The sequence below is a fragment of the Pseudarthrobacter sp. TRD_SC_9 genome (assembly GCF_055361265.1).
Genome location: NZ_CM143956.1, coordinates 1,280,598 through 1,293,771, shown reverse-complemented (window position 1 = coordinate 1,293,771; position 13,174 = coordinate 1,280,598). Strand labels below are relative to the sequence as shown.

The window sequence follows — 13,174 nt, the reverse complement described above, 5'->3', positions numbered from 1 at the left end:
CCCCAAACGGCGCGCACTCCGGACCGCGAAGGGTACGTTAATGAAGTGACGAGAAGAAATTGACGGTGATGGAGATCACAGGCAGGTCCGTGGCGTTAGCCGGGTCAGGCCGGAATATGAAGCACGTGCAGGGCCTGCGTGGCAGGATAAAACCATGAGCATCCCCGACGCCGCCCTCCCGGCTGCTGCCCTGCTGGCCAGCCTTCGTTCCGGAAACTCGTCCTCCCCCAGGCTCACCTGGTACGGCCCCGACAGTGAGCGCGTTGAACTGTCCGGCCGGGTCCTGGACAACTGGGTGGCCAAGACCAGTAACCTGCTCCAGGACGAGCTCGACGCTGAACCGGGAACGCGGCTGCTGCTGGACATGCCCGCCCATTGGAAATCGCTTGTCTGGTGCCTCGCCGGCTGGCAGTTGGGTATGGAAATCATGCTGGGCACCGCCGGCGAAGAGCCGGCTGCTGAGGTTGCAGTCACAGCCGACCCCGTATCGGCCCCCGAGGCCCCGGCCGTCGTCGCCGTTGCCCTGCCTGCACTCGCCATGAAGTGGCCGGGTGAACTGCCTCGCGGTGTGATCGATTTCTCGTCGCAGGTGCGTTCCCACGGCGACGTGTTTATGCCCCACGTAGATGGGGACCCAGCGGCAGCGGCAGTCAACTCCGGCGGCGTGGTGTACCCGCACTCTGCCCTGCTGTCCGGATTCGCCGCTCCCCAGCCTGAAGGAGTTCGACTACTGGTGCGCGCGGCAGACGGCTTGGAGGAGGCCCTCGCGAAGACGTTGGGGGCCTGGGCTGCCGATGGCTCGGTGATCCTGGTCCACCCGGACGTCGCCGTCACCGAAAACCTGCTGGCGGCCGAACGGGTTACCGGCGCAAAAGCCGGCTAGGCCTGCTCGGGACCTTTGACCGGCCTCCCCGGGGAGCCTGCCATGCCCTCGGCAGCGCGCTCGGCTTCCTCTGCCTTTTCTTCGTGGTCGTCATGGTGGAGTTCGATAAGTTCGTGGTCATGCGAGAACTCCGGCTCCTGGTCGAGTTCATTGTTGAACACCCAGAACCGGTAAGCGAAAAAACGGAAGATGGTTCCCAGAACCAGGCCCACAACACTTCCGGCGATGAAGAGCGAAGGTTTGTCGTTGAGTTCCAGAACATACTTTGCGAACCAGACGCACCCGGAGGCTATCAACAGTCCCACGATGTTCATCACCGCAAACAAGAGTGCCTCACGCGCGACGTTAGCCTGCTTGCGGTGCCGGAAAGTCCAGAATCGGTTGGCAATCCAGGAGAAAATGCTTGCCACAACGGTGGCCAGCGCCTTGGCCCAGACTTCGCTGCCATGCATGGGGCCGGTGAAGAGCCAGATGAAGACAGCCGAGTCTATGACGAACGCCACACCGCCGACGGCGCCGAATTTGGCGACTTCACGCCAAAAAAGCGAGGCAAGTCCGCGAATTCGATCTGCAAATGAATTGATCATGACCCTCCATGGCCTTCTGTGCTGTGGGCCATCGGGCCAAAAACCTCATTTTAGCCCCTCTTCCTGTATTTGCACTGTAAAGATGCGGTCCCTGCATGCCGGAAGACGGGATCAGCGTCTCTTTTCTGTAGGCTGAACCTTGTGACTTTTCCAGTAATAGGTGTTGTTGGCGGCGGCCAGTTGGCCCGCATGATGGCCCCCGCGGCTACCGCCCTGGGTTTCGAGCTCCGGGTGCTGGCAGAGGGCCCGGATGTTTCCGCTGTTTCCGCAGTGTCCCAGGCTCCCCTTGGCGACTACAAGGACCTGGCGACCTTGAAGGAATTCGCGGACGGCGTGGACGTGCTCACTTTTGACCACGAACACGTCCCCGGCGGGCATCTTCGCGAACTGCTTGCGGGAGGAGTTAACGTCCAGCCCGGACCCGATGCCCTGATCCATGCCCAGGACAAGCTGGTCATGCGGGCCGCCATCGACCGGCTGGGCCTCCCCAACCCTGCCTGGGCTGAAGTCGCCGATGTAGCCGCCCTCGTTGACTTTGGCGAGCGGAACGGCTGGCCCGTGGTGCTGAAGATGCCCCGCGGCGGCTACGACGGCAAGGGCGTAAGGATCGTTGACTCCGCCGCTGCTGCTGCCCTGGCACAGGACTGGTTTGATGCCATGAGCCCGCTCCTGGCTGAAGCCAAGGTCGAATTCAGCCGCGAACTGTCAGCATTGGTGGCCAGGACTCCGGACGGCGAGGCCAGGGCCTGGCCCGTGGTGCACACCATCCAGGTGGATGGCGTCTGCGATGAAGTCATTGCCCCGGCGCTGCATATCCCCGTTGAGGTGGCCGCGGCCGCCGAGGAAGCTGCCCTTCGGATCTCCCACGAACTCAACGTCACCGGCGTGATGGCAGTGGAACTGTTCGAGACTCCCGGTGTTGGTCACGGCTTCCTGATCAACGAGCTTGCCATGCGCCCGCACAACACCGGCCATTGGACGCAGGACGGTTCCGTAACCAGCCAGTTCGAACAACACCTCCGCGCCGTCCTGAACCTGCCGCTCGGTGCCACGGACATCCTGGGCCCGATTGTTGTGATGAAGAACTTCCTCGGCGGCGAAAACCAGGATCTCTTTTCCGCTTTCCCGACGGCTCTGGCTGAAGAGCCGGCCGCCAAGGTCCATTGCTATGGCAAATCAGTGCGCGCCGGCAGAAAAATCGGCCACGTAAACCTGGTGGGCCGTTCCCCTGACGACGTCGATGACGTCCGCCGTCGGGCCGGCCGGGTTGCAGCCATCATTCGTGATGGCCGCGCGGCATCCGTCGAATCACAGCAGAATCCGAACACCGAGGAGAAACCATGACGTCAGGCTCCGGCAGCGCAGGCATCCCGAATGCGCCCCTGGTGGGCCTTGTTATGGGCTCCGACTCGGACTGGCCCGTGATGGAGGCAGCCGCCGACGCCCTGGCCGAGTTCGGCATCCCGTTTGAAGCCGACGTCGTGTCCGCCCACCGAATGCCGGTGGAAATGATCCGTTACGGACAAACCGCGCACGAACGCGGAATCCGGGTGATCATCGCCGGTGCCGGTGGTGCTGCCCACCTGCCCGGGATGCTGGCTTCAGTGACGCCGCTGCCGGTCATCGGTGTACCGGTACCGCTGAAGACCCTTGACGGTATGGACTCCTTGTTGTCCATCGTGCAGATGCCTGCGGGAGTTCCGGTGGCCACTGTCTCGATCGCGGGCGCCCGGAATGCCGGCCTGCTGGCGGTGCGGATGCTCGCGTCAGGAACTGATGAACTCGCAGCAGAACTTCGCGCTTCGCTGCTGGAGTTCGCCCGGGAACTCAATGACGTGGCTTCCCGCAAGGGCGCCAGCCTTAGGCAAAAGGTCAGCGAGGTTTTCGGCGATGCTGCCAATGACGCCGAGCCTGGCGGCCGGGAAAATTCCTAGGGAGCAGGCATGACGATCAGCGAGCACCGCTCCGGCGGCAGTACCGGCGGTAACCGCGTGCCCGGCGCCATGACGGATCCCGTCCGTTACCCCGCCGGCGCCTCAAGCCCGGTCAGAACCAAGCGGGCGTTCGTGCTGCTGCTCCTGACGCTGCTGGTTCCGGGCAGTGCCCAGATTGTTGCCGGAGACCGGAAATTGGGCCGACTGGCGCTGAAGGTCATGTTCTCCGTTTGGGCAGTGGCCATCCTGGCTTTGCTGCTGGCAGTGATGAACCGTACGGCGTTCATCAACATCATTACCAATCCTTTCTCTTCGCTCCTCATCATTCTGGTGCTGGTGGCACTGGCCATCGGGTGGCTGCTGCTCTTCATCAATACCCTGCGCATCATTCGGCCAGTCCTTTTGGCCCCTGGCATGCGTCCCATCGTCGGGGTTTCGCTCCTGGTTGCCATGCTCATCAGCAGCGGAACCCTGGGCTACTCGGCATACCTGCTCAATGTCAGCCGTAACGCGATCGGCAGCATCTTCAGTGCGGGCGGACCGGCCATCGATCCCGTTGATGGCCGCTACAACTTCCTGATGATGGGCGGAGACGCCGGCGATGACCGCACCGGCAGGCGGCCTGACAGTCTCTCCGTGCTCAGTGTCGACGCTGAAACCGGCGGTACCGCCATCATTTCGGTTCCCCGCAACCTGCAGAACGCCCGGTTCTCAGAGGATTCACCGATGCGCGGGATTTATCCCGACGGTTATAACTGCGGCGACGAATGCCTGATCAACGCCATCAACACCGAGGTCACCGAACAATACGCAGACCTCTATCCCGGGGCGCCGGATCCCGGAGCGCAAGCCACCATGGAGGCAGTCTCCGGCACTCTCGGCATTACCGTTCAGGCGTACGTCCTGGTGGACATGGACGGCTTCGCCCAGCTCATAGACGCAATGGGCGGAATCCGCATCAAGGCCGGCGGATGGGTTCCCATGAGCGGTTACAAGGATGATGCCACCAACACCTACGGTATGCCCGAGGGCTGGATCGCCGCCGGCGAAACCCATCTCAACGGCCATCAAGCGCTCTGGTACGGCCGCTCCCGCGAGTATGTCGACGACTTCGCCCGCATCTCCCGGCAGCAGTGCGTCCAGCAGGCGATGTTGGGGCAACTGGATCCGGCCACTCTGCTGTCCAAGTTCGAGGACATTGCTGGCGCCGGGACCAAGGTTGTTGACTCCAACATCTCCTCCGGGCAGCTGGGCAGCTTTGTGGACCTAGCCATGAAGGCCAAGAACCACGAAGCCAAGCGTCTCACCATCGGCCCGCCTGACTTTGAACCCTACTTTTCCACCGTGCCGGACTTCGACGTCATCCACGAGCGTGTCAGCCAGTTGCTGGCGGAAAGTTCCGGAACGCCCGCGGCAGCAGCTCCGGATGGAACTGCCGCAGATGACGCGATCGTCGCATACCCGGGTTCAACCGGGCCGCTGTCAGCCCAGGCGGTCCAAGCACCCTTGGACGCACCGCTCAACGCTCCGTTCACCACCCGGCCGGAAGACTTCACACCCGTCACCCACACCCCCGATGGCGAGTTGATCACGGCTGAAATGCTGAACGAGCTGAAACGCCAGGGTAACGAGCAGGCCATCCAGGAGCTTGTAGCCAGCAACGGCCAGTGCGCCCCGCTCTGACCCACTCCGCTGCAACCGTAAGGAAGTCAGTTTTGTACAAGATCGAAAACGTCCTGCGCGACTACGCCTGGGGATCAACAAGCGCTATCGCCGATTTCCTGGGCCGTCCAGCTTCCGGCGGCCCTGAAGCGGAGCTGTGGATCGGGGCGCATCCGGATTCGCCCTCGGTGGTGCACCTGGGCGATGGTTACACCGAACCGTTGGACACGCTGATCTCCCGCGAACCTGGACACTTCCTGGGGGAGGCGTCCATACAACAGTTCGGCCCCAGGCTTCCCTTTTTGACCAAAATCCTGGCTGCTGACGCCCCGCTGTCCCTGCAGGTCCATCCGAGCCTTGAGCAGGCCCGCGAAGGATTCAAGATGGAGAACGACGCCGGTGTTCCCGCCGATGCGCCTGACCGCAACTACCGCGATGACAACCACAAGCCGGAAATGATCTTCGCCCTGACGGACTTTGAAGCACTCTGCGGTTTCCGCCCGGCGGCGGAAAGCCGGGAGATCTTCGCCGGCGTTGCGGCACATTTTGATCTGGTTGAAGCAGAAGTCCCGCCCCTGTTGATCGATCTGCTCGATGACCTCGCCGCTCCGGCTGAGACCGACGGTCTCAGGAGCGCTTTCGAAAGACTGATCAACGGTGGCGAAGCCGTCTCACACGCTACGTCTATGGTTGCGGCAGCCCTGCTCTCCGGCGCTCCGATGGCACCTTACGAGGCGGAATTGTCCACGGTGGTGGATCTCAACGGGAAGTATCCTGGCGATCCAGGCGTCCTGATTTCCCTTCTGCTCAACCGTGTCTCGCTGGCGCCGGGCCAGGCCATTTACCTCCCCGCTGGAAACGTCCACGCCTACCTGCGTGGCGTCGGCGTGGAGGTGATGGCGGCGTCGGACAACGTCCTGCGCGGCGGCCTGACTCCCAAGCACATCGATGTGCCTGAGCTGTTGAAGACTATCCGTTTCGAGTCCGTGGCGGTCCCCCGGCTGGAGCCTGTCGCCACTGCGCTGGGCCAGGAACTTTACCAGCCGCCGTTCCATGAATTTCAGCTGCAGCGCATTGAGCTGAAGCCGGGAGACAAGCCTGTCCCGCTGGTTCAGGCCGGAGCCGGAGTGGTGATAGTCGCCCAAGGTTCCATGTACCTTGATTCGCCCACGGGAGACCTGTTTCTGGGCCGGGGCGAAAGCGCGTTTGTCGGCGCAGCGGAAGCACCTGTGAATGCCCATCCCGTGTCTGATTCAACCGGGCCTGCAGTTGCTTTCTCGGTCACCACGGGTTTGCCCCGGAACGCTTAGCTCCGCTTCAGTGCTCCAGCGGCCACGCCGCCCAGCCTTTGGACGGCGGGCCGGATCCGGCCCCCTGCGGTACGCAGCAGGCGGCGCGCGGTCTGCAGGCCTCGCCGTGCGGCAGGCATTGCCTTGGTGTAAGCGGGGTACAGCGGGGAGAGCGGCTTCTCCCAGGTGCCCATCAGCAGGTTTTCGTGCTTGGCGAACTGCTTCTTGAAGTCGGAGATGCCGTCATTGAGCAGTCCGTTGAAGTCGTAGCGCCGGCAGCCGTCCTCACGCATGGACTGCATCGCAGCCCATTTCACGCCGTAGTTCACCCGCTGCTTCTGGCCTTCGGAGCTCACGCCGCCATAAAGTTCAAAAGCGGTAGTGCCACTTCGCGACAGCCACACAAAAGCGAGCAGCTGATCGCCGTCAAAGGCTCCGATGATGGGTGAGCCGTCTCCCATATTCCGGAAAATGTCGCGATAGTACTGGTCCTCGTGGATCCCGAAGCCGGCCCGGTCCGCGGTTTCGTGATAGACGGCAAGCACCTGCTCCAATTCGTCGTCGTTGGCCACCTTGCGGAACTGGACCTCACTGCGCATTGCCTTGCGGATATTGGCACGCGTGGACTTGGACATGTCCGCCATCAGCTCGTCGTCTGACTTGGTGAGGTCCAGGATCAGTGTCCGCGGGATCAGGATGGTGTTTGCCGAGGCCCTAAAACCCGCGGCGGCAACGGCATCGGCATAGGCCGATTCAGCATCCCAGTCCGGCTCGATGCTCAGGGCAACAGCTCCATGGCGTGAGGAGGCATAACCGGCTAGACGCCCCAGCACCGCCGCGGCGTTCTCCGCCGAACACATGGGACCGCGGGCGATATAAACCAGAGAGCGGAACGGAAACGGCAGCCTCCGAACCAGCAGTTGCGCAGCTCCGAGGGCCTGACCGCCGTCATTGACCTGCACCCGGTCCACCGACCAGCCATGCATGGCCTTGGTCTCGCCCCAGCCCCACAGTTGCTGCGGGTGCCCCTCGAACCGGTCGACAATTTCGTCCCACAGGACGCGGTCAGTACAGGGCACAACGGCAAGACTCATGGCTTCAACCCTATACCAACGGCCCCACGCGAAAGGGGCGCGGTGCCTGCGCTGAACAGGTACCGCGCCCCTTATGGGCGGAGCCACAAAACTAGCTCCGGCGGGCGTAGCCTTCCCACTTGCTGGCCTGGTGCTCGCCGTCCACAAAACGGATGGTGCCGGACTTGGAGCGCATCACGATGGACTGTGTGAGGACCTTGTCCTTGGAATACCGCACTCCCTTGAGAAGATCGCCATCGGTGATGCCGGTGGCTGCGAAGTAGCAGTTGTCGCTCGTCACGAGGTCGTTGGTGGACAGAACCCGGTCAAGGTCGTGGCCGGCGTCGAGGGCCTTCTGCTTCTCGTCATCGCTCGTGGGCCACAGACGGCCCTGAATGACCCCGCCCAGCGACTTGATCGCGCAGGCAGCAACGATGCCCTCAGGCGTTCCGCCAATGCCCATCAAGGCGTCCACTCCGGTACCGGACCTGGCGGCCGCGATGGCTCCCGCGACGTCGCCGTCCATGATGAACTTGGTGCGCGCACCAGCCTCCCGGATCTCCTCCACCAGCGGGCGGTGCCGGTCACGGTCCAGGATCATCACGTTAAGCTGGTTGACCTTGACGCCTTTGGCCTTGGCGATGAGGTGCAGGTTCTGCTTGACGGGGAGACGGAGGTCCACCATGTCAGCGGCTTCGGGACCGGTGACCAGCTTCTCCATGTAGAACACTGCGGACGGATCGAACATGGAGCCGCGCTCTGCCACCGCCAGTACGGCCAGGGCGTTGTTGATACCAAGGGCGGTGAGGCGTGTGCCGTCAATGGGGTCCACTGCCACGTCGCACTCAGGACCCGTGCCGTCGCCCACGCGTTCGCCGTTGAACAACATGGGGGCTTCGTCTTTTTCGCCTTCACCGATGACCACAATGCCGTTGAAGTGCACGGTCTGAAGGAAGGAGCGCATGGCGTCAACGGCAGCACCATCAGCCGTGTTCTTGTCGCCAAAGCCCACCCAGTGGCCGCCGGCAATAGCGGCAGCTTCCGTGACGCGGACGAGTTCGAGCGCAAGGTTGCGGTCCGGCTCATCGATACCCACCGCCAGTGACGGGGAAATGGTGGAATACTGCTGGTCAAATTGCGCAGGTGACACGGAAACCTCTTCTTCGAGTGGCGATCATTGAGCCCGCGCCTGCCGGGTTTTGGTGGACGCGGTGATTCCTCTGCTACTGATCATAGTCGCGGGCGGGAACAGGCAGCGTTGAATGACGCCGGAGCGAAATGTGGGATCAGCCTCTGGATAGGGGATCATGGAAGGGTGAGTGAATTGCAGGAATCGTCCCCCAGTCAGCCGGCAGCACAGCAGCCACCTGCGCAGCAGGAACAGCAGACTAAACCCGTCATCCCGGCGGCTGCTGCCAAGCGCGCCAACGCCTCGGTGATTGGGATGATCCTCGCTCTTGCCGTCAGCATCCTGGCCTTCCTGCCCGTGGTCCTGATGAACCCTGCCCCGGATCCGGACGGGTTCGTCTCCACCGTGGACGTCGAAGGCACTGCCGCGAATGCCACCGATGTGGCAGGATTCACACCCGCTACTCCGGACACAAACGGTTCGTACCGGCCCAACTACGCGCGTTGGGAAACCGGAACTGCTGACGGCGTGCCCACCTGGGAGGTCGGCTACCTGACGCCAGCCGGTTCCTTCATCGGGCTGGTCCAGACGCGTGCCTCCAATCCCACCTGGTTGGCACAGGTAACAGCGAACGCACCCGTGACGGGAACCCGTGAAGCCGGCGGCAAAACCTGGGAACTGCGCGACTCCGGCAAGGGTGAGAAGAACCTGATCCTGGACCACAACGGCACCACCGTTGTGCTGTCCGGCCCCGCCAGTCTTGACGAAATTGCCACCCTGGCTGCCGCCGTCGTGGTTTCCATGGATGCTTCCCCTGCCGTAACGGTTTCCCCCTCCGCTCCGTCAGCATCGTAAGGTAGGCGGGTGGCTACCTACCTGACTCCCGCCCTCGCCTGGCGGCGCATGCGTGAAGGCAATGAACGCTTCGTCGCCGGAGCGTCCTCGCACCCCAACCAGGACGCTTCACGGCGTTCTTCGTTGGTGGAAAACCAGAATCCTTTTGCCGTGATTTTTGGCTGCTCTGATTCACGGCTTGCTGCGGAAATCATCTTTGACCTCGGCCTCGGCGACGCCTTCGTGGTGCGGACAGCCGGGCAGGTTATTGACGACGCCGTTCTGGGCTCCCTCGAGTACAGCATCGGTGTGCTTGAGGTGCCGCTGCTCGTTGTGCTGGGTCATGACAGCTGTGGTGCCGTCAGTGCTACCAAGAGCGCGGTGGAGACCGGGCACATGCCGGCAGGTTTCATCCGTGACCTCGTGGAGCGGATCACGCCATCCGTCCTCACCTCCCTGCGGAATGAACAGCACGAAGTCAATGACATGGTGGTGGAGCACGTGAAACAGACGTCCCACCGCCTGGTGGACAGCTCCCGTGTGATTTCCGACGCAATCGACAGCGGCCGGGCCGCCGTCCTGGGCCTGTCCTACAGCCTCGCAGAGGGCCGCGCCAACGTGGTTTCGGGAATCGGCGAGCTCTAAAACAGCTGTCCCGCCGGAGGTGTAGTTTGCCGTTCACGGTTTTCGATGGAATGCCGGATCGCCCTAAGCTAGCTCCATGACTTCCACTGAAGAGTTCCGCATTGAACATGACACGATGGGCGAAGTCCGCGTCCCCGTGAACGCCCTGTACCGCGCGCAGACGCAACGTGCAGTCGAGAACTTCCCCATCTCCGGAAAGACCCTGGAGCGTGCGCACATTGAAGCGCTGGCGCGGGTCAAGAAGGCTGCGGCCCAGGCCAACGCAGAACTTGGGGTGCTCGACGGCGAGCTTGCCAAGGCCATTGCAGACGCAGCCGATGAGGTAGCCGCCGGAAAGTACGACGGCGACTTCCCGATCGACGTCTTCCAGACCGGCTCCGGCACCTCCTCCAACATGAACACCAACGAGGTCATCGCAGAGCTTGCCACGCGTGCCCTCAAGGCCTCCGGCAGTGACAAGGTGGTCCACCCGAACGACCACGTCAACGCCTCGCAGTCTTCCAACGACGTCTTTCCCACCTCTGTCCACGTCGCTGCAACGTCCGCGCTCATCAATGACCTCATCCCCGCCCTTGCCTACCTGGCAGAATCGCTGGAACGCAAGGAAGTTGAATTCAAAGACGTCGTCAAGTCCGGCCGTACCCACCTCATGGACGCAACGCCGGTCACGCTGGGCCAGGAGTTCGGCGGTTATGCAGCGCAGGTCCGCTTCGGCATCGAGCGCATCAACGCCTCACTTCCCCGTGTTGCCGAGGTACCGCTGGGCGGAACCGCAGTGGGCACCGGCATCAATACGCCTGCAGGCTTTCCCGAGCGCGTCATCGAACTGCTGGCTACCGACACGGGCCTGCCGCTGACCGAAGCACGGAACCACTTTGAGGCCCAGGCCAACCGGGATGGCCTGATCGAAGCGTCCAGCCAGCTGCGCAACATCGCGATCTCCTTTATGAAGATCAACAACGACCTCCGTTGGATGGGCTCCGGCCCCAACACCGGCTTAGGCGAAATTGCCATTCCGGACCTGCAGCCGGGCTCCTCCATCATGCCCGGCAAGGTCAACCCTGTGATCTGCGAGGCATCCATCATGGTCGCCGCCCAGGTTATCGGCAACGACACCGCCATTGCCTGGTCCGGAACCAACGGCGCCTTCGAGCTGAATGTGGGCATCCCCGTGATGGCTGCGAACCTGCTCGAGTCCATTCGCCTGCTGGCCAACACCAGCCGCGTGATGGCCGACAAGATGATTGACGGCATCACCGCCAACGTCGAACGTGCCCGCTTCCTGGCCGAGGCGTCACCGTCGATCGTGACCCCGCTTAACAAGTACATCGGTTACGAGAACGCTGCGAAGATCGCCAAGAAGGCAGTGGCCGAGGGCCTCACCATCCGTGAGACGGTGGTAGCCATGGGCTTCCTGGAACGTGGCGAAGTCACCGAAGAGCAGCTGGACACCGCGCTGGACGTTATGTCCATGACGCGTCCGCCGCACAAGGCGTAATTCCGCACCGCCCCCTTATATTCGACGGCGGCCGGCACCTTCCCCGGGGAGGTACCGGCCGCCGTCTGGGTCTCCTGACAGACGTGACAGATGCTATGGGTGCCGGACTCGGCCTAATCATGCAGGTAATCGTCGGGGTGTGCAGAATGCGGTACCGGTAGACCGATTGGCACCGCCACTGGGCAGCGATGGTCAGGCGGGGCTTCTCAGGCCGGCAGGAGCATAGCCAGGGCGGCACCCAGGAGCATAAAGGGCCCAAAGGGAATAGCGGATTGCAGGGTCCCCCGTCGGGCCAGGATGATGGCGACTCCCCACAGCCCGCCCAGCAGAAACGCGCCGAATGTCGCGTATAGGACGTGCTGCCAACCGAGGTAGCCCAGGTACATGCCCAGGACCCCAGCGAGCTTCACGTCCCCGAAACCCATCCCGGGCGGATAGATGACGCGCAGCACGAAATAGAAGAGCCACAGCGCCGCTCCCCCGGCCACTATCCCCAGCGAGGGCACGCCGAGAAGGGCTGCGCCACCGTCGGGAACAGTCCCGGAACCGGTTGCGCCGCCGAGCCCGCCGCCCGAAGCCGTGAGGAGCGCGGCGGTCACCAGAAGCGCCCCGGCCACACCATAGGAAGGGAACACGATGCGGTTGGGGAGGCGATGGCTTCGGATATCGATCACGGTCAGCCGTGCGGCCATCACGAGGAAATACAGGCATGCCGCAAGTACCAGCCAGAATGCCGGAGGGCAGGATTCCCAGAGGGCCACGAGTCGTCGGATCACTCTCGCGATGCTACCGGGCTTCACATGTTGCGCGTTGGTTCCCCGCGTAAGCTGTGGATATGGGGCGATTCAGCGCAGCGGAACAGGCCGATTCCGGCGGTAACACCCAAGCCGGTCTGGCTGGGGCCTTCAGGAACCTGTGCCGTTCCTCGCCGTGGAAATGGACCAGCCTGCGATTCGAATACCTCGACTTGCCGGGCAGCGGCGACAACCTGGTTCGCGGATGGCTGCGCCGGCCTGGAGCGCTGCGGTTGGAAAGCCGGGACGGGCTCCTGTTGCACAGCACCACCGGCATCAACGATTCCCGGGATGACTTCTACGTCAGCTCCACGCGGAGGTCCTGGCTTCTGCCTGCCCACCTCGTCGCACCCGTCTACGACGACGCCGGGCTGGTCCGCCGCAGGCCGGCAGCCGCCTATGGCGAGCCATCCTTCGGCAACGGCAGGCTGGCGGCAGCGCTGGATCCCGTAGAGCTCGCCGGCAACGCTCCCGCGCCACTGGAATTTCCGCATTTAAACCCGGTGGGGTTGGAAGCCCTGAGGGAAGTCGATGATGACGGGCGGCCCTCACTGGAGGCCGTGGTCACCGCCGGCCGGAACTATTCCCCCGCCGATCCTGCGGCGCCATTGGCGCACCCTGGTCGCACACTGATCAGGATCGACGCCGGAACGGGAGTCTGCGTCGCCAGCCGGTCGTTGGACGGTGACACGGCCGGCGTCGGACACTGGCTGAAGATCCTGGCCGTCGACGAATACATGTTGGATGACCTCTTCCTGACAGAGTCGATGAACCTGACCGATGTCCGGCGCCATATCCCGTGGGACATCGGGCCGGTGGGGTAGGCCGGCGTCCGGCCTTAACGCG

General features: G+C 63.1%; 13 protein-coding genes. 9 read left to right on the top strand and 4 right to left on the bottom strand.

The window, feature by feature from the left end:
• Window positions 1-154: 154 nt before the first annotated feature.
• Window positions 155-883 carry a TIGR03089 family protein gene (locus ACWA13_RS06175; RefSeq protein WP_463937273.1) on the top strand — a complete coding sequence of 243 codons (729 nt, stop codon included), beginning with the start codon at window positions 155-157 and terminating at the stop codon, window positions 881-883.
• On the opposite strand, the gene ACWA13_RS06170 is transcribed toward ACWA13_RS06175, so the two are convergent.
• Window positions 880-1,470, bottom strand: a complete 591-nt coding sequence (locus ACWA13_RS06170) for a GtrA family protein (protein WP_463937272.1) — start codon at window positions 1,468-1,470, stop codon at window positions 880-882. The genes ACWA13_RS06175 and ACWA13_RS06170 overlap by 4 nt on opposite strands.
• A gap of 189 nt (window positions 1,471-1,659) precedes the next feature.
• Here ACWA13_RS06170 and ACWA13_RS06165 point away from each other — a divergent pair, with 189 nt between their 5' ends.
• From ACWA13_RS06165 to manA, 4 genes are read left to right on the top strand one after another with little or no spacing between them, the layout of a single operon-like run.
• Entirely contained in the window at window positions 1,660-2,814 is a 1,155-nt protein-coding gene (locus ACWA13_RS06165) for a 5-(carboxyamino)imidazole ribonucleotide synthase (RefSeq protein WP_463937847.1), read from the top strand.
• Window positions 2,811-3,404, top strand: coding sequence for a 5-(carboxyamino)imidazole ribonucleotide mutase (purE, locus tag ACWA13_RS06160; RefSeq protein WP_463937271.1), 594 nt, complete (start codon window positions 2,811-2,813; stop codon window positions 3,402-3,404). Before ACWA13_RS06165 ends, purE begins: the two co-directional genes overlap by 4 nt.
• 9 nt (window positions 3,405-3,413) lie before the next feature.
• Window positions 3,414-5,087, top strand: coding sequence for an LCP family protein (locus ACWA13_RS06155; RefSeq protein ID WP_463937270.1), 1,674 nt, complete (start codon window positions 3,414-3,416; stop codon window positions 5,085-5,087).
• A gap of 32 nt (window positions 5,088-5,119) precedes the next feature.
• Complete coding sequence (manA, locus tag ACWA13_RS06150) at window positions 5,120-6,376, top strand: mannose-6-phosphate isomerase, class I (protein ID WP_463937269.1); 1,257 nt, start codon at window positions 5,120-5,122, stop codon at window positions 6,374-6,376.
• Here manA and ACWA13_RS06145 read toward each other — a convergent pair.
• Window positions 6,373-7,449, bottom strand: a complete 1,077-nt coding sequence (locus ACWA13_RS06145; protein WP_463937268.1) for a lipid II:glycine glycyltransferase FemX — start codon at window positions 7,447-7,449, stop codon at window positions 6,373-6,375. The two genes, manA and ACWA13_RS06145, sit on opposite strands and share 4 nt — an antisense overlap.
• A 91-nt stretch (window positions 7,450-7,540) precedes the next feature.
• Window positions 7,541-8,578 carry a class II fructose-bisphosphatase gene (glpX, locus tag ACWA13_RS06140; RefSeq protein ID WP_463937267.1) on the bottom strand — a complete coding sequence of 346 codons (1,038 nt, stop codon included), beginning with the start codon at window positions 8,576-8,578 and terminating at the stop codon, window positions 7,541-7,543.
• Between the two features lie 165 nt (window positions 8,579-8,743).
• On the opposite strand from glpX, the gene ACWA13_RS06135 reads away from it, so the two are divergent.
• The 3 genes from ACWA13_RS06135 (at window position 8,744) to ACWA13_RS06125 (ending at window position 11,534) form a co-directional block, all read left to right on the top strand.
• Window positions 8,744-9,412: a DUF4245 domain-containing protein gene (locus ACWA13_RS06135; RefSeq protein ID WP_463937266.1), complete on the top strand. Its 669-nt coding sequence runs from the start codon at window positions 8,744-8,746 to the stop codon at window positions 9,410-9,412.
• A 9-nt stretch (window positions 9,413-9,421) separates the two neighbouring features.
• Window positions 9,422-10,036, top strand: coding sequence for a carbonic anhydrase (locus ACWA13_RS06130; RefSeq protein ID WP_463937265.1), 615 nt, complete (start codon window positions 9,422-9,424; stop codon window positions 10,034-10,036).
• Window positions 10,037-10,112: 76 nt separating this feature from the next.
• The gene (locus ACWA13_RS06125; protein ID WP_463937264.1) at window positions 10,113-11,534 is read left to right on the top strand and encodes a class II fumarate hydratase; all 1,422 of its coding nucleotides are present in this window, start codon (window positions 10,113-10,115) and stop codon (window positions 11,532-11,534) included.
• A 206-nt stretch (window positions 11,535-11,740) separates the two neighbouring features.
• Here the strand turns inward: ACWA13_RS06125 and ACWA13_RS06120 are convergent, their stop codons facing one another.
• Entirely contained in the window at window positions 11,741-12,310 is a 570-nt protein-coding gene (locus ACWA13_RS06120; protein WP_463937263.1) for a prepilin peptidase, read from the bottom strand.
• A gap of 59 nt (window positions 12,311-12,369) precedes the next feature.
• On the opposite strand from ACWA13_RS06120, the gene ACWA13_RS06115 reads away from it, so the two are divergent.
• Entirely contained in the window at window positions 12,370-13,152 is a 783-nt protein-coding gene (locus ACWA13_RS06115; RefSeq protein ID WP_463937262.1) for a hypothetical protein, read from the top strand.
• The last annotated feature ends 22 nt before the right edge of the window (window positions 13,153-13,174 follow it).